This window comes from Pantoea sp. S-LA4 (assembly GCF_054482835.1).
Genome location: NZ_JBTLRC010000004.1, coordinates 41,042 through 65,920, shown reverse-complemented (window position 1 = coordinate 65,920; position 24,879 = coordinate 41,042). Strand labels below are relative to the sequence as shown.

General features: G+C 53.1%; 18 protein-coding genes and 1 pseudogene. 11 read left to right on the top strand and 8 right to left on the bottom strand.

Annotation, left to right across the window (positions count from 1 at the left end; all coding sequences use genetic code 11):
• Nucleotides 1–340: 340 nt before the first annotated feature.
• From ACX3P5_RS20890 to ACX3P5_RS20875, 4 genes are all read left to right on the top strand, one after another.
• Nucleotides 341–1,321: a LacI family DNA-binding transcriptional regulator gene (locus ACX3P5_RS20890; protein WP_458969292.1), complete on the top strand. Its 981-nt coding sequence runs from the start codon at nucleotides 341–343 to the stop codon at nucleotides 1,319–1,321.
• 129 nt (nucleotides 1,322–1,450) lie between these two features.
• On the top strand, nucleotides 1,451–2,260 hold the full coding sequence (locus ACX3P5_RS20885) for an inositol monophosphatase family protein (RefSeq protein ID WP_458969291.1): 810 nt from the start codon (nucleotides 1,451–1,453) through the stop codon (nucleotides 2,258–2,260).
• 105 nt (nucleotides 2,261–2,365) lie between these two features.
• Nucleotides 2,366–3,724, top strand: a complete 1,359-nt coding sequence (locus ACX3P5_RS20880) for an MFS transporter (protein ID WP_458969471.1) — start codon at nucleotides 2,366–2,368, stop codon at nucleotides 3,722–3,724.
• Nucleotides 3,725–3,746: 22 nt separating this feature from the next.
• Nucleotides 3,747–5,033 (top strand): histidine-type phosphatase, encoded by a 1,287-nt coding sequence (locus ACX3P5_RS20875; protein WP_458969290.1) that lies wholly within the window; start codon nucleotides 3,747–3,749, stop codon nucleotides 5,031–5,033.
• A 456-nt stretch (nucleotides 5,034–5,489) separates the two neighbouring features.
• Here the strand turns inward: ACX3P5_RS20875 and ACX3P5_RS20870 are convergent, their stop codons facing one another.
• Both ACX3P5_RS20870 and ACX3P5_RS20865 read right to left on the bottom strand, forming a co-directional pair.
• Nucleotides 5,490–6,914 carry a DUF1254 domain-containing protein gene (locus tag ACX3P5_RS20870; RefSeq protein ID WP_458969289.1) on the bottom strand — a complete coding sequence of 475 codons (1,425 nt, stop codon included), beginning with the start codon at nucleotides 6,912–6,914 and terminating at the stop codon, nucleotides 5,490–5,492.
• A gap of 42 nt (nucleotides 6,915–6,956) precedes the next feature.
• Nucleotides 6,957–7,739, bottom strand: coding sequence for a hypothetical protein (locus ACX3P5_RS20865; RefSeq protein WP_233988475.1), 783 nt, complete (start codon nucleotides 7,737–7,739; stop codon nucleotides 6,957–6,959).
• A gap of 296 nt (nucleotides 7,740–8,035) precedes the next feature.
• Here ACX3P5_RS20865 and ACX3P5_RS20860 point away from each other — a divergent pair, with 296 nt between their 5' ends.
• Entirely contained in the window at nucleotides 8,036–9,550 is a 1,515-nt protein-coding gene (locus ACX3P5_RS20860) for a DUF1254 domain-containing protein (protein ID WP_458969288.1), read from the top strand.
• 28 nt (nucleotides 9,551–9,578) lie between these two features.
• Nucleotides 9,579–10,676: a GGDEF domain-containing protein gene (locus ACX3P5_RS20855; protein WP_336755993.1), complete on the top strand. Its 1,098-nt coding sequence runs from the start codon at nucleotides 9,579–9,581 to the stop codon at nucleotides 10,674–10,676.
• Nucleotides 10,677–10,818: 142 nt separating this feature from the next.
• Here ACX3P5_RS20855 and ACX3P5_RS20850 read toward each other — a convergent pair whose 3' ends face one another.
• The 3 genes and pseudogenes from ACX3P5_RS20850 to puuE all read right to left on the bottom strand — a co-directional run bounded on the left by ACX3P5_RS20850 (nucleotide 10,819) and on the right by puuE (nucleotide 13,169).
• Nucleotides 10,819–11,616 (bottom strand): c-type cytochrome, encoded by a 798-nt coding sequence (locus tag ACX3P5_RS20850; RefSeq protein ID WP_458969470.1) that lies wholly within the window; start codon nucleotides 11,614–11,616, stop codon nucleotides 10,819–10,821.
• Nucleotides 11,549–11,782, bottom strand: a pseudogene (locus tag ACX3P5_RS20845) (Glu/Leu/Phe/Val dehydrogenase dimerization domain-containing protein); the annotation flags it as partial. The pseudogene ACX3P5_RS20845 and the gene ACX3P5_RS20850, both read right to left, overlap by 68 nt.
• Before the next feature lie 121 nt (nucleotides 11,783–11,903).
• Nucleotides 11,904–13,169 (bottom strand): 4-aminobutyrate transaminase, encoded by a 1,266-nt coding sequence (puuE, locus tag ACX3P5_RS20840; RefSeq protein ID WP_458969287.1) that lies wholly within the window; start codon nucleotides 13,167–13,169, stop codon nucleotides 11,904–11,906.
• A 103-nt stretch (nucleotides 13,170–13,272) separates the two neighbouring features.
• Here puuE and pdxR point away from each other — a divergent pair, with 103 nt between their 5' ends.
• Nucleotides 13,273–14,766 carry a MocR-like pyridoxine biosynthesis transcription factor PdxR gene (pdxR, locus tag ACX3P5_RS20835; protein ID WP_458969286.1) on the top strand — a complete coding sequence of 498 codons (1,494 nt, stop codon included), beginning with the start codon at nucleotides 13,273–13,275 and terminating at the stop codon, nucleotides 14,764–14,766.
• 233 nt (nucleotides 14,767–14,999) lie between these two features.
• Here pdxR and ACX3P5_RS20830 read toward each other — a convergent pair whose 3' ends face one another.
• The 3 genes from ACX3P5_RS20830 to ACX3P5_RS20820 all read right to left on the bottom strand — a co-directional run bounded on the left by ACX3P5_RS20830 (nucleotide 15,000) and on the right by ACX3P5_RS20820 (nucleotide 19,202).
• The gene (locus ACX3P5_RS20830) at nucleotides 15,000–15,347 is read right to left on the bottom strand and encodes a hypothetical protein (RefSeq protein WP_458969285.1); all 348 of its coding nucleotides are present in this window, start codon (nucleotides 15,345–15,347) and stop codon (nucleotides 15,000–15,002) included.
• Nucleotides 15,348–15,703: 356 nt separating this feature from the next.
• Nucleotides 15,704–17,800, bottom strand: coding sequence for a coiled-coil domain-containing protein (locus ACX3P5_RS20825; protein ID WP_458969284.1), 2,097 nt, complete (start codon nucleotides 17,798–17,800; stop codon nucleotides 15,704–15,706).
• A 1,039-nt stretch (nucleotides 17,801–18,839) separates the two neighbouring features.
• On the bottom strand, nucleotides 18,840–19,202 hold the full coding sequence (locus tag ACX3P5_RS20820; RefSeq protein WP_262287725.1) for a winged helix-turn-helix transcriptional regulator: 363 nt from the start codon (nucleotides 19,200–19,202) through the stop codon (nucleotides 18,840–18,842).
• 108 nt (nucleotides 19,203–19,310) lie between these two features.
• On the opposite strand from ACX3P5_RS20820, the gene ACX3P5_RS20815 reads away from it, so the two are divergent.
• The 4 genes from ACX3P5_RS20815 (at nucleotide 19,311) to ACX3P5_RS20800 (ending at nucleotide 24,799) form a co-directional block, all read left to right on the top strand.
• Nucleotides 19,311–20,045: an SDR family NAD(P)-dependent oxidoreductase gene (locus ACX3P5_RS20815; protein ID WP_233988491.1), complete on the top strand. Its 735-nt coding sequence runs from the start codon at nucleotides 19,311–19,313 to the stop codon at nucleotides 20,043–20,045.
• Between the two features lie 70 nt (nucleotides 20,046–20,115).
• The gene (locus ACX3P5_RS20810) at nucleotides 20,116–20,718 is read left to right on the top strand and encodes an NADPH-dependent F420 reductase (protein ID WP_458969283.1); all 603 of its coding nucleotides are present in this window, start codon (nucleotides 20,116–20,118) and stop codon (nucleotides 20,716–20,718) included.
• A gap of 1,097 nt (nucleotides 20,719–21,815) precedes the next feature.
• Complete coding sequence (locus ACX3P5_RS20805) at nucleotides 21,816–22,880, top strand: mechanosensitive ion channel family protein (protein WP_233988494.1); 1,065 nt, start codon at nucleotides 21,816–21,818, stop codon at nucleotides 22,878–22,880.
• Between the two features lie 719 nt (nucleotides 22,881–23,599).
• Complete coding sequence (locus ACX3P5_RS20800) at nucleotides 23,600–24,799, top strand: MFS transporter (RefSeq protein ID WP_458969282.1); 1,200 nt, start codon at nucleotides 23,600–23,602, stop codon at nucleotides 24,797–24,799.
• Nucleotides 24,800–24,879 lie beyond the last annotated feature (80 nt).

The following is a 24,879-nucleotide window of genomic DNA, read 5'->3' as shown; positions in this document are numbered from 1 at the left end:
TCCTGTGACTAATAAAGGGTCGTTATCAATATAACTGAACCGGAAGCGTGTGGTATAGCGAAGTTTCCGGGCCGGAAGCGTGATGCAGAGTGCCAGGATAAACGCCTTAATGATGGAGATTCGATAGGGTGATCACAACGCTGCTGGAAAAGTTGAAAGCACTTGAATTCAGCCTGCACGGTGCCAGACGCCAGCACAGGGCGTGGCCTGAAAAGATATTGCAAAGTCCGAATGGCCTTGCGACTAAAGTGAGCCTGCCTTGTATTTCAATACGTTACCCCATACAGGTGCTATTGGGGCGGTGCAGGCATTCAGGGCATATCACAGAGTGAAATAACGGATGAACGTTAAAGGAAAAAACTGGGTCAAGGCGGAGGATGTGGCGCGGCTGGCGGGCGTCTCTCGCTCGGCGGTATCGAGAACCTTTACTCCGGGCGCGTCGGTTGCCGAAAAGACGCGCGCCAAAGTCATGCATGCGGCTGAGCAACTGGGCTATCAAGTCAATATCATCGCCCGAACCATGAACACCGGCAGCAGTAATTTCATCGGTATCCTCACCGCCGGCTTCGATAACCCTTTCCGCAGCAAACTGCTCTCCCCGCTGGTGAATCAACTGGCTATACACGGTTTTATGCCGCTGTTGATGAACGCCGATGATCCTGACCAGCTCGCCCCATCACTCAAACAGCTACTGAGTTATCATGTTGCTGGCGTCATCATTACCTCTGGCGCACCGCCTCTTTTGCTGGCAGAGGAGTATCTGGAGCGTAAGATTCCGGTCACCCTGATCAATCGTCATGCCGATTTAGCCGGCTGCGATCGTGTTGCCAGCGATAATCAGCAGGGCATGCAGTTAATGGTCGATTATTGCCGCCAGAAGGGATGGAATAATATTGGCTTTATTGGCGAGGATCTCTCGAATTTTAGCACCAGCGAACGTTACTCGGCGCTAACTTCGCTGACTCCCGATTTATCCGTTTCAGCGCGCTTTATTGCTGGCGGCGGATACGCTGCCGGTCGTGCGGCCTCGATTGAGCTTAGCCACTGTCAGGCGCTGTTATGCGCCACTGACATGCTGGCGTTAGGGGCGATGGACGGCCTGCGCTCGCTCGGCGATCAGTCACCCCTTCCGGCGGTCATCGGCTTTGATGACATTCCGCAGGCTGGCTGGGACCCTTACAATCTCACCACCGTTCAGCAGGACACTGAGGGGCTGGCGCAGCAGGCGGTCGACCTGCTGGTGACGCGCATCGCCCGGTTTGATCTGCCCTCCCGACATCGCGCCGTCCCGGTGAAATTAATAGTTCGTAATAGCGCATAATGGAAAATTAATTTTATGCGGAGTTAATCACAGATTATTCTCCGCAGAATCGCCACACTCCTCTCTGCCCTGCGGGGCTAATTTTTTGCTACGAAGTGCACACGTGTGCATTTTCATTAAGGAGATGTTATGGCTACCCATGAAGATGATTCGCTTTTGGCGCGCTACCGCTTCGCCTGCAGCATTGCTGAGTCAGGGGGAAAGCTGGCTGATGAGTTCTACCAGCAGCGTGAAAAGTTGCAGACCGACCACAAAGGCACTGACCTTCAGGATGTGGTAAGCCGCGCCGATCGCGAGGTGGAAGCCTTCGTTAAGCAGCGGATTGCGGAGGTATTTCCTGATGATGGGTTTTTAGGTGAAGAGAGCGGCACGGCTGCTCGCAACAACCGGGTGCTATGGGTGGTGGATCCGATTGACGGGACCAGCTGTTTTCTCAACGGCCTGCATACCTGGTGTCTGTCACTGGCGATTGTGGTCGATGGCGAACCGGTGATCGGCGTGGTTTATGATCCTAACCATCATGAACTTTTTCACGCGTTTAAAGGGCACGGCGCCTGGCTGAACGATCGGCGAATTGCGCCGCACCCGGCCACCGATGTGGCGGGCGGCGTGATGGGTGTCGGGACGTCACATCGCGTTTCAGCGGCTGATTTCCTGCCCTTCCTTGAGGCGCTGTTACAGCATGGCGGCATGTTTGTGCGCAATGGTTCGGGTGCGCTGATGAGCGCCTGGGCGGCGGCCGGACGACTGATCGGGTATTACGAACCGCATATGAATCCGTGGGATGGCTTGCCGGGCATTGTTTTGATGCGCGAAGCGGGTGGCACTACAAATGACTACCTGGCGGCGAACGGCCTGGCCGACGGCAACCCGGTATTACTGGCAAGTAATGCGCTCTATCCGCAGTTAAAACAGTGGGTTAAACAAAGTTTACGCTAACACGGGCAGGGCTTCTGATTCTGTACTCTACATAAAAACAGGGATCTGGCCGTCATGGATGATCAACAGCGATCAGCGGCACCTCCGCCTATCGGAGACAAGATGATGTCTGGATTACTCAGTTTTTTCCGCACCAGTCCTGAGAAAAGCGCCGGTGCTTTTGATCCTCAACGCTTTCGCTTTGTCAGATGGCAGACGTTTCTCGCCATGACGCTGGCGTATGTGACTTTTTATGTCTGTCGCCTCTCGTTTACCGTCGCCAAAAGTGCGCTTGTCGAGCTGGGTATTTCCCCCTCCGAGCTCGGCATGATTGGTTCGGCGCTTTTTTTCAGCTACGCCATCGGTAAGCTGGTTAATGGTTTTCTCGCCGATCATGCCCACGTGGTGCGCTTTATGAGTCTGGGGCTGTTACTCAGCGCGGGCATGAACCTGATGATGGGCATGACCACCAATGCAATGCTGCTGGCGATCTTCTGGGGCATTAACGGCTGGGCGCAGTCGATGGGCGTAGGGCCGTGCGCGGTGTCGCTGGCACGCTGGTACGGCACCAAAGAGCGCGGCACTTTCTATTCGATCTGGTCGACGGCACATAATATTGGCGAGGCCATCACTTACATGCTGATCGCCGCGGTAATTGCCGGTTACGGCTGGCATATGGGATATCTCTCAACCGCGGCGCTCGGCGCGGCAGGCGTGGTGCTGATGCTGCTGTTTATGCGCGATTCCCCACAGAGCTGCGGCTTCCCGTCAATCCATCAGATCAGTAATGAACCGATGGAAGAAGACGAGGCCAAAAGCTCAATCCTGAAAAATCAGCTGCTGGCGCTGCGTAATCCCGCGCTCTGGACACTGGCGCTGGCCTCAGCCTTTATGTATATCGACCGCTACGGCGTGAACTCCTGGGGCATCTTTTTTCTGCAACAGGGCAAGGGCTACACCACCGTTGAAGCCTCGGCGATCATTGGCGTCAATGCGATTGCGGGTATTGTCGGCACCATAATGGCCGGGATCCTGTCTGACCGTTTCTTCGCCCGTAACCGCAGCATCATGGCCGGATTCATCAGCCTGCTGAACACCGGCGGGTTTGCCCTGATGCTGTGGTCACCACACAGTTACTACACCGATATCATTTCGATGGTGATTTTCGGCGCCACCATCGGGGCACTGACCTGCTTCCTCGGCGGACTGCTGGCGGTCGATATCTCTTCACGCAAGGCGGCCGGCGCGGCACTCGGCACCATCGGCATTGTCAGCTATGCCGGGGCAGGATTCGGTGAGTTCCTGACCGGTATCATCATTGATAGAACCTCGGTGATCGAGAACGGCAAAAAGATCTACGACTTTCACACGCTGTCGCTGTTCTGGGTTGCAGCCGGTCTGGCGTCTGCGCTGTTGTGTTTTATCACCGCTGTGATGGTGGCGAGACTGAACGCCAGTGAACGCCGCACCCTCTATTCATCTTAATTACCTCATTAAGGACGCTATTATGATGCTACTTACCCGTCAGGCCGCCGCACGCCTGTTGATTGTCGGCGCGTTGTGGTCAGGTGCCATGCAGGCGCACGCGGATTCACAGTATCAGCTGGAAAAAGTGGTCGAACTGAGTCGCCATGGCATTCGCCCGCCGACGCCGGGAAACCGCAAAGATATAGAGGCTGCCACGCATCGCGCCTGGACAAGCTGGAGCACCCAGGATGGTGAACTTACTGGCCATGGCTATGCTGCCGTGGTGAATAAAGGACGCTGGGAAGGCGAACATTATCGTGAACTGGGGCTGCTCACCGCCGGATGCCCGCAGCCGCAGGATCTCTTTGTGCGCGCCAGCCCGCTGCAGCGCACGCGCGCCACTGCGCAGGCACTGGTGGACGGCGCATTCCCCGGCTGCGGCGTCGCTATTCACGCCGTACCTGGTGAAAACGACCCTCTGTTCCAGACCGAAGCGTTTCCAGCCACCAATACCGATCCGGCAACACAACTGGCCGCGGTAAAGGAAAAAGCGGGCGATTTAAGCGCGCGCCAGCAGGCGTTGCAGCCTGCCGTACTGGCGCTTAAAAATGCGGTGTGTCTGCCCGAGGCAGATTGCTCGTTTTTTGAGAAACCGTGGCAGATTAAGCAGGGTAAAAGCGGCAAGGCCTCGATTGACGGGTTGAGCGTGCTGGCCAACATGGTGGAAACACTGCGGCTCGGATGGAGTGAGAATCTGCCCGTCAGCCAGCTGGCGTGGGGAAAAATAACATCGTCTGACCAGATCACCGCAATCCTGCCGCTGCTGACGGAGAATTACGATCTCGGAAATGATGTGCTCTATACCGCCCGGAAACGCGCTTCAATCCTGCTTAATGCCATGTTGCAGGGTGCAGAGCAAGGGGTGAATAAAACGGCGGATAGCCTGCCGGATACGCGCTGGCTGCTGCTGGTGGCGCACGATACCAACATTGCGATGGTGCGAACGCTTATGGGCTTTAACTGGACGCTGCCGGGTTATACGCGCGGCAACATTCCACCGGGAAGCAGCCTGGTGTTTGAACGCTGGCGTGACAGAAAGAGCGGCGAGCGGTTTATGCACGTCTATTTCCAGGCGCAGAGTATGGATGATCTGCGTCATCTGCAAGCCGTTGATCGGGCGCACCCGCTGCTGCGTGAAGAGTGGCGACAGTCAGATTGCCGGGTCACGGACGTCGGCACGCTATGTCCGCTAAAAAGTACCGTGCGCGCGTTGAGCAAAAATCTTGATCGCCACGCCATTACGCCAGTGGACTATTCAGCGTTCTGATCAGGCAATACCCGCCGCGGACAGCCCTGCCCGCTCAGCCGTTTGTCTGTCTGAACGTGGGGTCGTCTGCCGGCTTGTCTGCGGCGCTGAATAAAAGATAGTGCTTATGTAACAGCCGGTGCGTTGTTGGCTACAGGCGGGCTGTCTCTTCAGTATTGACCGGTTGGATAGCGGCATCGCAGGTTGATGCCATCACGCTAACCCGCGGAGGGCGCTTTGTTTGCGTCCCCGGTTTTCATCGCAGGATTGACCGCAGCATCCAGCCCCTCACCATTGCCACCGCCGCGTACTTCAGGCGCCCCCTGCTTCATCGCTGTGAAGGTCGCAAGGCAGCACCTGGATATTTGTGCCTGCGGGCAGCTCTTCGGCCTTTAACGCGAGGGAACAATGTGAAAACGGGCGGGCTTATCCGGCACCGCCCCTATTTTTCATTAAGGAAATTTGGTCAGCGGGTGTTTATTCCGTTTTTCGCACGACCTCAGGTAATTTCCAGCTACCGTCCATTACCGAATCTTTGGGCTGATATAGCCTGAACAAAAGATAAAAATTGCCCTCAGGCGCAGGCAGCCAGTTGGCGTTCTTATCCTCGGGCTGAGTATGAGATAGCGTGATGTTCAGGCTACCATCTTTATCTTTTACCAGGCCTTGAGTGTCTGAACCAATTTTGTAGCGGTTGAGTGGGTTATCGACCAGCATCTTAGTGTCGGCATCGTAGATGGTGACCGACCAGAATGCGTTAACCGGGGGTTCTGAGTTCAGCGTGAGCGTATAGCTGCTGGCTCCGGAAAGCGCCTTGCCTTCGCTGTCATTATAACGAACCGGGTAAACAGCCTCTCGCTCTCCCTGACCACCCAGATAAGGGCCTGAAACCAGCGAGCGCAGCGGGTAGTTGTAGCCAAAATCATCCAGTCCTTTCACATAGCTCCATCCCTGGCGTACTTCTGAAGTGCTCACCATCGTAGACACCGCGACATAAGGTGCATCCTTCACACCGCGCTTAACGCCTTCGAGTATGGGCGAGGCGATGTTATTGCTATCAAAGCCCTTTTCAGTCAGGCCAAAACGGCTGAACTGGCCGAACAATCCTTTATCCTCTGGCTTGACCGGGTTCGATTTGATGGCAAATGCGAGCTGACGGAAAAAATCCAGCCCGTCGTTTTTGAGTGCAGGCATCGGTGCCAGAGTATCGTTATAGACCTTGCCGCTGGCGGACTGCAGATGGAATTGCTTCTGCAATGCATGCAGAGGCGCCATATCTTCACCCTGGGTTACGCGCATGCGGCCCCATAACCAGATTTTGTTGGTGGATACCCTCAGCACGGTGGCGTCTTTAGGCAACTCACCCTTCCAGCCCGGCGGAACAAAGACAAATTTACCGGCTTTGGTTCCGGTGGTGCGGCGACCGATATAGTGCTCCAGCTCCTGCCACATGTTGAAGACGTCCACCACATAATAGCGATCGTTTAAATCCGGAACCGTCAGTACGTAAGGTTCATCAAGCTGAACAATTGCGCTCATGTAGAGCGTATCGTTGTTCGCAGACGGCATATCTTTCGCTGCGGGCGTTGCCAGCTCCGTTGCCCAGCCGATCTGATTCAGCGGCGCGCGATAGCTGGTTGGCGGCTTAGGTTCTGGCACATCAGTATATTCGCGGGCAATCTGCTCCATACGTACCAAAGGATAGCCCCATGTCCAGGCCATCACGGCTGAACTGTAACCGTCAGCCTCCATCCCTTTTTTGAACACTTCCGGCGAACCCTGCAGGGTAAGCACCGGGTCCTGATAGGTCGCTTCGGCAGCCTGCGCCGTCAGAGATAATGAAGAACCCGTCAGGCCAGCCAGTAGCATCGCACCGACCAGAACCTTTTTTTTCATCAGCATGAGGTTTTCCTTTTTTTGAACAAAAACAGAAACGAAAAATGATTAATCCATAAACTGCAAATTGAGCCCGGCAAAAATTTGCCAGCGCGGCTGCCCCGGCCCGCGATCGGCAACGCTGCCCTGCGGCTCAACGAAAAAGTTATAAACGGTATTTCCTTTCTTAATGATCTGCCCGACGCCCAGCCCCAGCGGAACGCCGTAGCTGTCATTCTGGAAGTTATAGTTCCAGATGGGCGCCGATCGCAGATAGGTTCCGCCACCTAACTGATAAAAGACAAACGGCTGAAAAGCGCCCAGATTGACGTCACTGCGGTCGCCTTCACCGGCAAAACTGTGCTGCCAGGAGGCAAGATAGCCGTACTGAATTTTGGGGTTACTGGCGTCAAACAGGACGTTGACCAGTCCTGCTGACCACTTTTCACTGCCCAGCGCGTTTTCGGTTGCCGTCGGCGCGGTGAGCTGCGGGCCGAAGCCGAAGCTCACCGCCGGATTACCGGTATCGATCAGGTAAGCCGTAAAGAGATTGAGATCACCGAGACCGGTCTGATGCCCGCCAGTCGGGGGCGAAGGATAGGTATTCACCGGCAGTGAGGCGCGCAGGATCCAGTTGGTCTCCCCCAGCGAAAACGGTTTGGCGTAGCGCAACCAGAACTGATTAGCCTCCTTGTCGCTTTCACTGATATCGCCGATGTAATAGTTCTGCATGTTGAACGCAGTCATGTTAGCGAGCGGGTTATTAGCCTGCGCTGAATCGGGTCCGGCGGCGTGGAGCGCCCCTGAAACCACGAATAGCAAGGTGGCAGATAATCCTGATCGAGCTTTCATCATTGTTTCCTTTTGGCAGAGAATGTATGGCAACGGCGTGAATACTGGAGAAGAAAATTGATGACAGTACGGTGCACGACTGCTAATGATTAAAAGCGAACCCTGCGGTTCGCTTATTTCTGAAAGAAGTATAGTTATAACTCAAATTTTCACGATATTTCAGTATGTTGCTACAATTAAGAATTGTGCCACAGCTCACTAAAGTGAAATTTTTGTCCGCGGCAACGCGGCTATCCGTACAGATATCGTCACTTATTCCTGCCACAATTCGCCCTTTATAAATTGGAGTCACCACAATGGAACTATCCAGAAGAACCTTTTACCGCCTGATTCTGGGCAGTGCGGTGGGTCTGGCTGCGCTCAGGCAGATACCGGCCGCGCAGGCAACATCACTTCAGATCCCCTTGCGTAAAGGGGCGGGTGATAAGGGGGAAACGCAGGGGGGAATGCCGCCCGCCGGTGCGGTCTGCTCAGTGTCTGACTTCGACTATCAGCTTAAATATCAGCGAGCATTCGAAGCGGTATTGTGGAATATGCCTGCGGTGGCGATTTACAGCTTCCGCCGGGCGGCCTTCAGCCATCTCGGCATGAAAGACAATGATATCGTGGCCTATTCCCGTACGGCGACGCCGCTGCTTGAAGCCATCACGGCCAACAGTACTACGCCCTACATCACCGCCTTTACCGACCTGCAAAAAGGCCCGGTAGTCCTGGAGGTACCCGAAGCCGGTGCGGAAGGCAGTCTCTACGGTCAGATTGTGGATGCATGGCAGTTCACCATTGCCGATGTCGGGCCTGCCGGCATGGATAAAGGCAGGCACTCCAGATACCTGCTGACGCCGCCGGGCTATCAGGAAACCATTCCGGAAGGCTATCTCCATGTCGCCTCCCCCAGTTATCGCATCGCCCTTGCGTTTCGCTCGGTGCCGGCGGCCGGTAAGTCAGCAGAGGATGCCTATCATTATTCAAAAAAGCTGCGGATGTACTTCCTCAGCGAGGCCGGGAATCTGCCGCCGCAGAAATTTGTCGATCCCAGTGACAAGGTTTATCCCACTCTGCCGTATTACGATGAGCGGCATTTCGAAGATATGCACGCGGTGCTGAGCGTGGAACCGGTGCGTGAGCAGGACAAGGTGATGATGGGGATGCTGACATCGCTGGGCATTGAGCGGGGTAAGCCCTTTGCACCCGATGATACCGCACGGCTCGCGATGCGGCAGGCCGCCATTGACGCCTGGTTTTATTTGCAGCAATGGTACGATAATTTCCCGGCAGAAAAGCTCTACTGGCCCGACCGGCACTATGCGTCGCTGCTGCAGGCAGACAAAAATAATCGCTTCACCTTTGTTTATGACGATCGCATCGATCTTATCAACCGTGCGGCTGAGTATTTCTGGTGTACCTATATGCCGGAACAGCTCTCGGCTTCACCGGCGACGCAGTACCTGATGGCACTGGCAGATGCTGACGGCGCGCCGCTGGAAGCCGGTCAGCTGTATAAAATTAATGTTCCGGCGCAGATGCCGGTGAAACAGTTCTGGGCCCTGACCGTCTATAACCGCGATACCCTGTCGTTCATTTACAGTGAGAGCGGGCGAACCACGCTGTCATCTTACGATCTCGACCGGATGCAGAAGAACGCTGACGGCGGCGTAACGATATACATAGGACCAGCAGCACCCGCCGGGCTGGAGAATAACTGGCTCCCCACGTCCGGTAAACGCCCCCTGCCCGCTATGCGCTTTTACGGCGGAACCGACGCGCTGAACAATAAATCATTTAAGCTGGAAGATTTTCAGCGCGTCAGCTGATCTTACCCAACAATGCAGGAACATACCCATGCTGATAAATGCGGAAGATGCGAAAAAGGAACTGCTGCTTACCCGTTCCGGATGCGTCTGGTTTCTCTGGCTGAACGTGGTGTATACGCTGTATCTCTCCGCGCGCTATTTTTTCCATGACCAGCCCGATGCGCGATCGAGCGCGGTCCTGTTTTTCAGTGTCCTGATCCTGCTGTTCTCGCTCTGGAATCTTATCCTGACCGCCCTGTTCAGCCGAAACGGCTTTCTGGTTAAACGGGGAGTGTTACTCAGCATTGTGCTGCTGTATGGCATTCTCTGGGGACTGGAACTCCATTCACTCTACGCTGGCGCGGCTCCGGCAGAATTTATCATTCTGCTGTCACTGCTGCTGGTATTTCCCGCCGTGATTGCCTTTCATCTTTCGCTCAGGCTCATTGCCGCGTTCGCTACCCCTGTCTTGCTGGTGGTGACGGGCGAAGTCATCCTGGCGGGATCAGAGTTCAATCTGTTTCTGCTGTTTTCGTACCTCATTGCGCTGGTCGCGCTCTTCTCTGCGCGTCGGGTGCTGATTGAGTGGTTTCGCAAATCAGAAGAGAGCGAGCGGCATAACGCCCGGTTGATTAAAAAGCTGACGCGGCTTGCAGACAGAGACCCGCTGACCGGCTTAGCCAATAAACGTTACCTGCGGGAATATTTTCATGCCCGCACCGCAACGCTTCCCGCAGGATGCGACACGGTGTTCCTGATCATGATTGACGTCGATTATTTCAAAAAATATAACGACCATTACGGACACCTTGCGGGCGACCAATGCCTGATGCAGGTTGCCCGATGCATCAGTCAATCCGTACGGGATTCGACGGATCGGGTGGCAAGATTTGGCGGCGAAGAGTTTACGGTATTGTTGCTTTCCTCCGATAAGCAGGGGGTCAGAATGGTCTGTGAACGGATACAGCAGAACCTGGCGCGCGCGGGAATCCCGCACGCCCACTCCGGGATTTCCGCGAGTGTCACTGTGAGTCTCGGGGCAGCACAGTTCAAAGCAGGTGATTCGCTGGATCAGCTGCTCGCAGCGGCTGACCAGCAGCTTTACCAGGCAAAACGCGAAGGCCGTAACAGGTTTTGTCTCGACTGATTGCGTATCAAACAACTGGAGCGGCACGGTCAGCGTTAACTTTTTGCGCCTGCGCCTTCCTCTTTCTAAAGGTCACCGCCATTATCAATGGCCCGACACCGCCAACTCTGGCGGTGTCGGGCTAAAGGAGGCACATGAGCGATCAGTGCCCTTTCTTAATGATCTCATCGATCTCTTTTTGCTCAACCGGATGCTGATTAACGCTCCATTCTCCTCTGATGTAATTGACGATATCACGCATCTCATGAGCGCTTAATTCACCGTGATAAGCGGGCATTTTGTAGGGAATATTCCCCTCGGTTACCGGTGTCTCTGCGCCAAAAGCGATCACCTTAATCACATTAGCAGGGTCCTCAGCTTCAACCGATGCGTTATTGACCAGTGAAGGAACGTTATCATCGGTTCCTTTTCCTTCAACCCCGTGACAGGTCGAGCAATATCTGAAGTACAGGATTTTCCCCGCCTTATTTTCCGGCTGTTGCGCTGATGAGGAAACGGGATTTTTTTGCGTCGGGGAAGACACCCGATGATTAAGGCTTAATAAATAGGCGGTAACCGCGTTGAGATCGTTATTCGTCAGGTATTGGGTACTCTGTGTCACGACCTCAGCCATAGGCCCTGTAATCGCTGAATGCTTACTGCGGCCCTTCTGCAGTAAATCTTTTAATTCTTCTGCCGGAATAGCGCTATTTCTCAGGGATGGCGCAAACCAGCCATCGATCATCGCACCACTGAGAAAGGCAGGATCGCTGTCGTCATAGGCTTTTTCCTGCTGCGCAACGCCTCGGGGCGTATGGCAGGCGCCACAGTGTCCCGGACCTTCAACCAGATATTTTCCTCGCGGGATAAGTTCAGCATCACGGCTAACCGGCGCCCTTGCCCGGTCCCCGTGACAGATTATGTTGCACCCGGTAGCCTTCAAAGTGTCTGATGCTGCCATCATCCATTTCGAGTGGAATATCCACAATTAATGCCCGCTTAGGCCGCATCAACGTGTTAGCCCAGTATTCCAGCTCGCCTAAATGAGGCAGTACCCTTTCCACCTGAGTAATAAAAATATTCCATGCAGAATCTTTATTCTCACTTAAAAATGACAGCGTCTTCATGCAACCTCCTGAATAAGAGTATGTAAGTTTTAGGGCACAAAAAAACCGACGATAAAGACCTATCGTCGGCGCTCCGGGGAGCTAAGTACTACGGCGAGGGTGACGCCAGCGCTTCAGCGAATCAGCTTTTCATCACCGATCGGAGAATATTCAGCGCGGCATCAAACTGGTCATCGGGAATAGTCAGGGGATAGAGGAAACGGATTACGTTGCCATAATGCCCACAGGTCAGCAGAAGAAGCCCGCGATCCAGTGCCTGTTTCTGGATGCGCTGTGCCGTCGCTGCGGAGGGTTCGCCGGTCTCAGTATCACAAAACTCTGCCGCAATCATCGATCCCAGACCGCGAACCTGCGCCAGTTCCGGACACGACTCTTTGCAATCCAGCAGGGCTATGCGTAAGCGTTCGCCCAGCGCATCCGCACGCTGGCACAGCTTTTCATCCTCAATAATGTCGAGCACAGCATGTGCCGCCGCCACGGCCATCGGGTTACCGGCGTAGGTTCCACCCAGCCCGCCAGGCGAGGGAGCGTCCATAATGTCGGCTTTACCGACTACGCCCGACAGCGGCATCCCACCGGCCAGGCTCTTGGCCATCGTCATCAGATCGGGCTGATGCGTATAATGATCCATGGCAAACAGTTTGCCGGTGCGGGCAAAGCCGCTCTGCACTTCATCGGCAATCATGACAATGCCATGCTCGTCGCAGAGATGGCGGATAGCCGCAATAAGCTCCGGCGGGGCAACATTAAATCCGCCTTCGCCCTGCACCGGCTCGAAAATAATCGCGGCGACCTGGCTTGCATCAATGTCTGCTTTAAACAGACGCTCGATGGCGACCAGCGTATCTGCCGTTGAGATGTTATGCAGCTGAGAGGGATAAGGAACGTGATAGACCGATCCCGGGAAGGGACCAAACCCTTTTTTGTAGGGAGCCACTTTTCCGGTCAGCGCCATCGTCATGTAAGTACGTCCATGAAACGCCCCGCCGAACGCGATAACGCCGGGACGGCCGGTATGCGCGCGGGCAATTTTAATCGCGTTTTCCACCGCTTCAGCTCCGGTCGAAAAGAAGGCGGTTTTAAGCGGGCCATCAATAGGCGCGGCGGCATTGATCTTCTCGGCCAGCGAAACGTAGCTCTCATAAGGCACAATCTGATACGCCGTATGGGTAAAAGCCTTTAGCTGCTGCTCCATCGCCTGAACCAGTCGCGGATGACGATGGCCGGTATTCAGCACCGCTATACCCGCGGCAAAATCGATATAGTGATTCCCTTCAACGTCCGTGAGCGTGCTGTTTTCTGCCGACATCGCAAAGAAATTGCACATAACGCCGACGCCGCGCGGGGTTGCACTCAGACGACGTTGCTGGAGATTGTCATTGCTCATAGTGATGCCTCATCGATTTTCAATTTATTTGAAATACGAAGAGTAATCTGTCAGCGTTTGGTACCTTAAACGAGAGCCAGAATGTTTTATTTATAGGATCCAAATGCGTTCAATTGCCGGAGATGTGATCAGACAGGCATTTTCTCAATGTGAAGAAGGAAAACTTCATAAGCGGCTTTATATCGCCATAACAGAGTCGATCCTCTCGGGGAATCTCAATCCTTCTGCCCGCATGCCGCCGACGCGCGATTTAGCCGAGGAGCTTGAGCTGTCGCGCAACACGGTGCTCCGGGTTTATGAGCAATTACAGGCAGAGGGCTATATTTCAACCCACAGAGCCAATGGGACGTTTGTAACCCATAGCGTGCTGGATAACCTGGATGCCCGGCCGCTGCCCGCCACAGATGAAGCCGCTGCTGAAGACCGTTCACTGCTGTCTGACCGCTGCCGGATGCTGCTGCAACATGCCAGTGCAAGTCCACGGCAGTGGGGAGCCTTTCTGCCGGGTGTACCGGATGTGGTGAGTTTTCCGCATCGGGTAATGAAAAAGATCCACGACCGCCAGGCGCGCAAGCCTCTTCCGGAACATCTGACCTATGATTCGACGGGCGGCGCGCAGGTTCTCAAATCGGCCCTGACAGACTATCTGCGAACCGCTCGCGGCGTTCGTTGTACGCCCGATCAGATTCTGATTACGGAAGGCATTCATCAGGCGCTTGATCTGGTGACGCGTTCGCTTTGCAATCCGGGTGATACCGCCTGGACTGAAGAGCCTGGATACTGGGGAATAAAGAATATTCTTCGGATCAATGGTGTGGATATTTTCCCCATGCCGGTAGACGAACAGGGGCTGATACCGGCGGCAACGTCCGAAGCCGCACCTAAGCTGATGTTCGTCACGCCTTCGCATCAGTACCCTTTGGGTTCAGTGATGAGCCTGAGCCGCAGACAAGGGCTTCTTTCCCTCGCCCGGGATAGCGGCAGCTGGATTATTGAAGATGACTATGACAGTGAGTTTCGTTTTTCCGGCCAGCCGATTCCCGCTTTACAGGGACTGGAAGAAAACAGTCCGGTTATTTATATCGGCACATTCAGTAAAACCCTCTACCCCGCTCTCCGGCTTGGCTATGTGGTTCTGCCCAAGGCCATATCGGCACCGCTTAAAAAGATGCACAGTGAGCTCTATCGGGGCGGCCATCTCCAGATTCAGGTGGCGTTAGCTGAATTTATCCGTGAAGGTTATTACGCGGCGCACATCCGAAAAATGCGCCAGCTCTATGGTCGCCGCAGGCAGTTTCTGGTAAATCTGATCACCCGCAGCCTGGGTCCCGACTATTTAGGCCAGTACAACAGTAACGCTGGCCTGCATCTTATCCTGCAGCTTCCCGTGGAGAGTGATGATGTCAGAATTGCCCTTGAAGCCAATAATGCCGGGTTACTGGTTCGTCCCTTATCGCGTTACTTTGTAGACAAGGTGACGATCAGAGGATTGCTACTGGGTTTTGCTCACATGGATGAAAAGGAAATTGAATCGGCTTTCACCCGGCTGCATGTGATCATACAAGCCAGTGAGGGGCAGCATTTAAATCAGGATTGAAATGTAATGGCTGGTCAGACAGAAAGGGATCTTTCTCAGCGCTGGTCTCTTTTAGAGTAAACTGACGCACATCTTTCGTGTATTTGCTGTCATGCTTTATCCGCTACAGAATAAAAATGGACAAAGAGAGAATAGATGTAACTCATACAGCTATCCTCTTATCCTGAGTCAATAAACATGCCTGTTGACGGGATATCGGGAAAGCACTGCTTTTCGGATTTTCCTGGGTAAGACTATTGCTGATTACAAATAAAACCTCCGCTGATGGCTGGCGTACAGGTTGTTTGAACAACAGGCCTGGGTTGAATGGTTTGATTATAACTGGCACTGGCTGCGTTCAGGTTAGCCGCCTTTTGTTGCCACCCTGCCGCCGTTGATTGAGCAATAGCCGCACAGTCTGAGGGCGAAATAGTTGCAGTTCCTGCCAATTGTCTTGACTGCATCATGCGTGCAGCTTCAGACCCGCTTGTAAACGTGTCTCCGCTCATGGCCTGACAAAGTTCATAATCTGAGGCATCCGGATTATTTGAGCAACCGGCCAATGTAGTTAAAAATAACATAACAAAAATCAGTCTTTTCATTTTACACCCCCAGCTTAGATTCAGTAGTTAAATTAGTCACCGGTTCATCCGGATGAATATTTTTCATTAGTTCGTCGGTAATAATTGATGAGCACTTATACGCACCTAAAGGTATTCAGAGTTAAACTCACATCAGCTAGCCGCATTATTCGGGTATTTTAAAAAAGTTTAAACGGGTAATTCATCGACGTTGTGTACCGGGAGGCCTGAGCCTCCCATACTGCTGAGAGTGAAGCGCGACAAGCAGACAGCGACTCCACTATTACGTCGCGTTCCCCCTCGTTAACGATAATCAGATTTCAGACGACAGGTGCCTTTATAAACCTGTCGATCCGGCATCCTCTTTCATTCGGGCGTTAAAAATTACCCGCTGCACTGTGTCCACTGCGTTGACCGCCCTGTCCACGGCCACCCATCGCGGAACTATGCGCATTACTGTTGCCATTGTTGCGTGTTGATGCCGCCTCCTGATGCGAGCCGCGATGCTGACCACCGTTGTTGTGCGAACTTTCGACCACGAAGACTTTCGCAATGATCGGGGTTGGAATATTGGTCACGATGGCCGGAACCCTATTAACCGGGGTTAACTGGCCTACTACCGGTGTATTTAAGGTGTTTTGAGCGGCAATTGCAGCTTCAGCGTCGGCCTGAGCTTTTGAAGCGGCTAGTGATTTAGCAGCGGCGTCGGCTTCAAGCGCCTGAATTTGCTGCTGTGAAATCTGAACATTATCATTTATAGCGGCATATTTAGCCGCTGTCAGATCGCGCATTGCCTGCTGCGCCTGGCCTTCTGAAACGGCGGCATATTTAGCAGCTGTCAGATCACGCATTGCCTGCTGCGCCTGGCCTTCTGAAACGGCGGCATATTTAGCAGCTGTCAGATCACGCATTGCCTGCTGCGCCTGACCTTCAGAAACGGCGGCATATTTAGCGGCTGTTTGATCTCGCATTGCCTGCTGCGCCTGACCTTCAGAAACGGCGGCATATTTGGCAGACGTTAATGCAGCCTGAGCCTGCTGAGCTTCGCGCTGTGCCTGTTCTGCTACCTGCGACATGTGCGCGGCCAGTTGCGATGCCTGAGCGGCTTCAGATTCATGCTGCGCCAGCGCGGCATTACGCGCGGCGTTTAAAGCTGTGTTCTGTGCTTCGACGCGATCACGATTTGCCTGTACAAGCGCCTCACCGCGCGCCTGCGCCTCCTGCTGCATCTGAGCGTTTACTTCCGCCACGCCGCCCGCGACAATCTGCTGACGGGTGCGTTGCTGGTTGGCCTTGGTCAGCGCCTCACCGCGCGCCTGTGCCTCCTGCTGCATCTGAGCATTAACCTCTGCCACGCCGCCCGCGACAATCTGCTGACGGGTGCGCTGCTGGTTGGCCTTGGTCAGCGCCTCACCGCGCGCCTGCGCCTCCTGCTGCATCTGAGCATTAACTTCCGCCACGCCGCCCGCGACAATCTGCTGACGGGTGCGCTGCTGGTTGGCCTTGGTCAGTGCTTCACCGCGCGCCTGCGCCTCCTGCTGCATCTGAGCGTTTACTTCCGCCACGCCGCCCGCGACAATCTGCTGACGGGTGCGCTGCTGGTTGGCCTTGGTCAGCGCCTCACCGCGCGCCTGCGCCTCCTGCTGCATCTGAGCATTAACTTCCGCCACGCCGCCCGCGACAATCTGCTGACGGGTGCGCTGCTGGTTGGCCTTGGTCAGTGCTTCACCGCGCGCCTGCGCCTCCTGCTGCATCTGAGCGTTTACTTCCGCCACGCCGCCCGCGACAATCTGCTGACGGGTGTGCTGCTGGTTGGCCTTGGTCAGCGCCTCACCGCGCGCCTGTGCCTCCTGCTGCATCTGAGCGTTTACTTCCGCCACGCCGCCCGCGACAATCTGCTGACGAGTGCGCTGCTGGTTGGCCTTCGTCAGCGCCTCACCGCGCGCCTGCGCCTCCAGCTGCTTCTGGCTCTCATATTTTGAAGCAACTATTCCGTTGAATCGCTGGTTATGATTAATCTGCTCTTTAGTCTGGGCACTTAAACGACCGCTTACTTCATTTCGCTGATCACGTTGTGCGGCGGCATTCTGCTGATTTTCGTTAATCGCCTTCGCCTGCGCGGTAGCCGCATCTATTTTCATTTGTGAACCGCTTATTGTCAGGCCGGTGCTCTGTCCATTACCTGCCCATGCGTCATAACCAGGGCGCTGACTATTTTGGCTCCAGCGCTGAGTCGTACCAGTGACTTGTGTAATCGCGTCAGGATTGGAAATGTGTGGATTGGCTGATTCATCAATTCGTGTCGGGGTTGATGAAATCAGCGTGTCTGGCTGGATAACTTCTGCCGGTTTGACGCTGGTTGGCTGAATAATGTTCTGATGTACCGTTTCACCCTGAAGCAGTTGATCCAGCAAATGACGTGGTGTTGGATCGCCAATTGATATTTTGGCTTGCTCTATTGAATCACTATTCATCGTCTCCAGAATAGCGCGGGCAGCATCCAGAGAAGCGTGCTGATTTACCACATTATTTAACGCTGCGCGTAGTGATTCGATAGCTTGATTATTAACGTTACTATAGTTGATAGCCATAGCGTTAAATGACGGGAAAAATGCTAACATAATGGCAACAGAAATTATTTTTTTGTTCATTATCAGTGACCTGGATCAGGGTTACCGGCTGAAATAGTTTCAGCCTTATTTTTTAATGAATAATAACGGCTCAAAAAGCCCCATTGAGATATAAGCCTTGGCCATCATGCGCTTTTTCTCAACACATGAAATGGTAACGTTTACACCTGTGATCGTAAGCGGAGAACACCGCTTCTGTGGCGAAATCTAACCCTGATCAGGTAGGCTGAAATTGATTTATATCAATTTTGCAAAGTATAAATATGAATGCGATTACACGCACATTTCAATTCATTGTTTCGCAAGGAAAAATATTATGCAAAAAGTGCTATCTGAACCTGTAAATCAACATTTTCAAATAGAAATAAATCTCGTTCTAAAATATGAAATCACATGAGCCTTTTATATCAATCTATTATTGAAAGTAATGACCTACAGGGCTCCGTCATTCAGGCGTTTTAACAGGAGAGGGTTTTTAGTCAGGCAGAGAACGGTGCGGTAGGAATTGCTGAAGGTTTTACAGGGATATTCTCTACCCAGCGAACGGGCGATACCGGATCCATACAGCGAAACCAGGATGCTATTCGCATGGAGATATGCGTTATGCATCAATATTCTGACCTAAGAAAGGTCTTAGTCGCCCCTTTATACTCTTTTTAACTGACATGATTTTTTAACGTTCGCCTTCGGGTTAAAGTACCCTTCACACGACCGGGCCGGTGTACCTTGAGAAAGGCAAAAATATGACCACGCCTGATTAGCGCAATAATGTCGGCATTAACAATAATTCAACCAGCGCTCAACAATGCACTCCGGGTTTGCCACGGTTTAAGGCAGTTATTCTGTGTAACTGCCCTTCTCCTTTTGCCTTAGATACCCCCATTTATTTTTCGCGACTGGCAAAGATATTTGCCATCTGCTCAGCATTTCTCGTGCCCCAGTTGCAAAGCGGGATAATGGCATCAGACAGGCTGCTGCCAAGAGCGGTCAGTGAATAATCCACACGCGGTGGCACCTCCTTATAGTCAGTTCGCAACAGCACCTGATCGGCTTCAAGATCTTTCAACTGCTGAATAAGAACTTTATCACTCACCTCCGGAATCAAACGCTTTAGCTCTCCATAGCGTTTAGAACCGTCTCGCAGAAAAAAAAGAATCAACGGCTTCCACTTACCCGATATCACACGCAGCGTCGCATTAAGCCCACAACCGGTACCGCAAATTTCACTTTCAGAGGGGATTGTCATTTGATACTTACCAAAAGGTGCATACTTGACGTTAAGTTAGCAGACGAACAGACTGGCCTGCAAGCGAGCAGATCCCTGCTTTCGTTAACTCACCAAAAGGTAGACGACATGACCAGACTGAATGGAAAGACGGCGGTAATAACCGGTGGCGCAACCGGGATAGGCCTTGCGGCAGCAAAGCGGTTCATTGAGGAAGGCGCTTTCGTCTTCATTTTCGGTCGCAGACAGCAAGCACTTGATGCAGCAGTTGCCACCCTCGGCCCTGATGCTCGTGCAGTAAAGGGCTCTGTTTCTGATCCGGCTGACCTCGATCGACTCTACGCCGCAGTTAAAGCTGAACGGGGCACGCTCGATATCCTGTTCGCCAATGCCGGAGCGGGAAGCCCGCTTCCGCTTGGTCAGATCACGGCACAGCACATCGACGAGACTTTCGACACCAACGTTAAGGGCACAATCTTTACGGTCCAGCAGGCATTGCCGTTAATGACTGTGGGTGGCTCGATTATCCTGACGGGTTCCAGTGCCGGCACAACAGGTGCACCAGGCTTTACGGCCTACAGTGCAAGCAAGGCGGCAGTGCGCAACCTTGCCAGGAGCTGGGCCGCAGATCTGAAAGGTACCGGCATCCGGGTGAACGTGCTGTCACCCGGCGCGACTGCGACTGAACTGGCGAAGGAAGCGCTGGGTGTAGAAGGTCAGAAAGCCTACGGTGCGATAACGCCGCTCCAGCGTATGGCGGAACCCGAGGAGATCGGGGCGGTGGCCGCATTTCTTGCTTCAGGCGACAGTAGTTTTATGACCGCCAGCGAGGTCGCCGTTGACGGTGGGCTGGCTCAACTCTGACCATTTCAGCTGGCCGACTAGCGCTATCGGTTTCTGATATCCATCCCTCTTCTGAACTCTGAGGCACGATATGAATTATGCAATTATTGGTTTTGGCAGTGTGGGAAAAGCACTTGCCGCAGCATTTGCCCGAAAAGGCATCGACGTTTCCGTTGCAACCACCCGTGATCCGGAGAGCTTTGCCACTGAGACGGCCATGACTGGACCTGGCATCAGGCCCAAAAAGTTAGCTGATGCCGTCAATGCCGACATCATTTTTTTAGCTGTTCGCTATCAGTCACACCCGGACATTGCCAAAACCCTGCCGACCTGGCAGGGAAAAACGATTGTCGATGTGACGAATGCTTACGGTGTGCCCCTTGAGGAACTGGATGGTGAACCTTCCGGACGTGTTGTTGCACGCGCCTTTGCTGGCGGTAAAGTGGTTAAGGGCTTCAATCATTTGATCGCTTCTGTGCTTGCTGAAGATCCTGCCGTTAATGGCGGCAAAAGGGTGGTGTTTCTCGCCAGCGATAATAACAGTGCGCTTGACGAAGTCGGCACGCTGGCCGAAACGTTAGGTTTCGCACCGATCATGCTGGGAAGCCTTTCGGAGGGCGGAATGCTGGTGCAGGCTCACGGGAAGAAATGGGGTGAACTGATATTTCAGGATTTAGTGAAGTTCAGCAGATAATATTTATGCTTAACGCAATCCTGACTTAATATCATCTCCAGAAAAAATCAATATCTATTCTAACGGCATGCTAAATAGCATAGCTGTCTATTCTTACTGCAAAAAAATTGCGCCCCGGCCAATTGTCTGATGTATGGGTACATTAGCTGTGCGGTTCGGGCGCAAGCACATGCAGAGTAAAAACACCTATAGATGGATTGAAGTATATTAATTAAATGGATTTTTCCACATGAATATTTGCTTTCATATTTATCGCCTGAGGATATGTATTATTACTCACCGCTTTAACGTTCTGCTGAAACGGTGATACCCACCTAATGCCAGACGCGAATATTATCTTCGGGAAAAATTGAGCAGATAACCTGCGCTGTTTAGTTCCCCTGATGAGTGAGGACTGGCAGCGACCACATTCATTATTGAACTGACCAAAAAGCATAAAATCCTCCGCAGCCCCATCCTGGATCATTTCATCGAAACGGCAGCGTTCGCTTACCCCGAAGGAGACAGGGTTTCAAAATTGTCTCACTCGTTCCGACGTCGCGTATCGTTCTGATATTGATGCGGAATTAATGAGGGTCTTCCGACTCCTTTTTTCACCTGGAACAATCCCTCTCTGACCTATCAGGCTGGGATAGGCGCATTACCCAATCGTGTTCATCGGGCCAGCCGCCTTTCCGAGACCGTACTGCGGCTGCGGACGTCACTCAGGTCAGCGGCGAGGATCGGCACGGCTGACGCCCCCTGACAGCCCGCATTTCAGTATCACCGCGTCAGCCGGCACCATTTTCGGTTAACCCGGCAACTATAGTTCATACTCAATACTGTTTATGTCGTCACGCTGCGACGGCCACTAAGCGTGGAGACCTGGCTATCTGGCCGGGTGAAGCAAACGTCAACACGACATCAGTGTGGGCGCTGATATCCATAAAGTTCGTATTTTCAGGAGATTTCATGTGTAACGTCAGTTGATAAATTGAACATCGGGTAAGCTCAGGTGTTACCTGATTTACCTGCTGATAACCGTGAACACAACGGTTACTGAATGTTTAAAACTTATCTGACAACTCAGGGTTGTTAGCTGAATATAAGGGAAAATAATGCCGTTGATATTTGATGAGTTATCTGGTTTGCCATCATGGGTGCCTGTTGTATTACTCTTCGCGCTCTCATTTGTACTGGGTTTTCTTGCACGCCTTATCCTTCTCAGGTTTATTCGCTACTGGCAGAGTCGTGATCGGAAACTGTTCAAATCCCTCGAAAAACACCTTCGTGGCTCGATGTTCCTTTTCATTCCCTTGTTGCTGGTCAATGTCGGGATTAATTACATCGACATTCACCCGGACCTGCTGGTTTTCATTACCAATACGGTGAATGTATTTATAATATTATCGTTTTGCTCAGTGTTAATTCGATTAACCAACGTGGCGCAGGATATGCTTTACATCCGCTACGACATCAATATTTCGAACAACCTTCGTGCGCGTAAAATTCGCACACAGATCATTTATGTAAAGAAAGTCGTCATTGTCATACTGGTGTTATTCTGCCTCTCTCTGATTCTGCTCAGTTTCCCCGGTGTGAGAAAATTCGGTACCACTATCCTCGCCGGTGCTGGCGTAGCCGGTATCATCATTGGTTTTGCCCTGCAGAAGTCGCTGGTCAATCTGTTTGCCGGTATTCAGATCGCCTTTACCCAGCCGATCAAAATTGATGATGCCGTGGTGGTAGAAAAAGAATGGGGCTGGATTGAAGAGATCAACCTCACCTATGTGGTGGTGCGGATCTGGGATTTGCGCCGTCTGGTGTTGCCCATCACTTACTTTACAGAAAATCCGTTTCAGAACTGGACCCGCAATAATGCGCAGATTCTGGGCTCGGTTTTTCTCTACGTTGATTATTCAATGCCGTTAGAACCGCTGCGACAGCATTTTGAAAAAGTGCTGAATGAAACCAAACTCTGGGATCGGGAAACTCAGGTGCTTCAGGTGACCGATACCACCGAGAAGACCATGACGATCAGGATGCTGATGACCGCGCAAAATTCCCCGATAGCCTTTGATTTACGCTGTCACGTGCGGGAAAAGATGATTGAATTTATTCAGCAGAATTATCCGCAGAGTCTGCCTCACGTCAGAGCGTCTCTCACCGATACCGCTGCCTGACAGACGGTGAGGTTAAGTTGCAGTCGAATAAAAGCGGAAGGTACAGTGTGCTTTCTCAGCGTCAGGGCCGCTGACCTTCCGCTTCCTGCATGTGTCCGGCTCTGCTTTCCACGCCAGGCCAGAGCAGACAGTCAAATCCCTGATTAAGATGACCGGCGGCGTCGATCCGGCATCATCTTCAGCCTTCGCATAGCCTTGCCCGTTGCTTGCCCCAGCATTCACCTTTATGAAGGAGCGATGATCGCTATCCCGTTGAGGTAACCATACAACGTTATGATGTCTCACCCAGACATTGCCACTGTTGGTCTTTGTTCACTGAAATCAGCACCCTTCACCCGCAGTCGCTGAGTGGTTATCCGCGGCTTTGACTCTCCGATCGAAAACAGCCTGATTTCACAGAAACGCCTGCCAGGCCGCTTTCAGGCCGTTGCGTTAAACCACTACGTTCACTGTAGTCAGTGAAATCAGATTCCGGAAATCCAGCAAGCAGACAGGCTGTATAACCAGGCTGACAGTTAAGCCTCATCAGGCTTAGCGAAATAGAGTGTCGTTGTTTCAAGGCGTTATTAGCCGGTCAACTTTAACGCCCTCGCTTTTCGGCACGGTTAACCTCATCGTGATCACGGCACCGCAGGAAAGGTTAAAGCAAAGATATTGCATTAAGCCCGCACTGCCCGTATACCTTATTAAAGCTAATCCTTTGCGTTAAGGTATCCATCATGACAGCCATCCAGCCCGTTCTGACTCCCCGGTCCGCTGCACGTCTGACGCTTTTCAGCTTCACCGGCGCGGTATTGATTTCGGCCACCAGCAGCGCACCGACGCCGCTTTATCCGCTCTACCGCTCGCTGTTTCATCTGAGTCCATCGCTGCTCACCGTAATCTTTGGGGTCTATGCCTTTGCGCTGCTGGCTGCGTTGCTGACCGTGGGGAAAATATCTGACTACACCGGTCGCCGGCCACTGATGCTGCTGGCTTTGGCGCTCAATAGCGTGGCGCTGGTGATTTTTATCACTGCAGATTCCGCTGCGGTTTTAATCGGCGCACGTCTGGTTCAGGGCTTTGCGACCGGCATCGCCTTACCGACTTTTGGCGCGACCCTGATCGATGCCAATAAACATCGCGGTCCGTTGCTCAACTCCGTCACCGCCTTTCTGGGAATGACGCTGGGTACGCTGGCAGGCAGCATCCTGGTCACTTACGCCCCCTTCCCTACCGTTATGCTTTATGCGCTGTTGTTACTGGCGATGCTGGTGGCAATGGCGCTGTTGCCGCTGATACCCGAAACCATTTCACCCCAGCCTGGCGTGCTGGCGGCGCTGCGGCCACAGGTGATGATTCCGCGTCGGGCGCTGGGACCGCTGTTGAAAGTCGCGCCGGTGAACATTGCCACCTGGATGCTGGGCGGATTCTATCTTTCACTGATGCCGACGCTGGTGATCAGCGCCACCGGCCTGACCTCACCTTTTATTGGTGGCAGCGTGGTGGCAACCCTGATGCTGAGCGCCACCGCCGCGGTATTTTTCTTCCGGTCGTTGCCAGCTGCGCGAGCGCTGTTTATAGGGACGCTGATGCTGATAGCCGGTGTCAGTGTCACTCTCTCTGGCGTCGGTTTGCATGCCGTCGCCTGGCTCTATCTCGGCACGGCCATTGCGGGCCAGGGATTTGGCTCAATCTTTTCAAATGTGCTGAAGATCATTATGCAACTCGCTGAAAGCCATGAGCGCGCCGGGCTGTTCTCGGCCTTTCTCATCAAAAGCTATCTCGCCTTTGCGCTACCGGCGATTCTGGCAGGTATCGCCGCGCCACACATTGGCCTGACTCTGACCGCATTTCTTTATGGCATGACGATTGTGATACTGGCGCTGGTGTCGTTGCTGGCGGTCAGATCTGGTTCATTTGCCCGGGTGCACAGCTAAATAGTGGGACTGAATGACCAGCTTCCCGGCCACGTCATTCACAAATCGGGATTATCATTTACACTCAAACGGTTCGATTC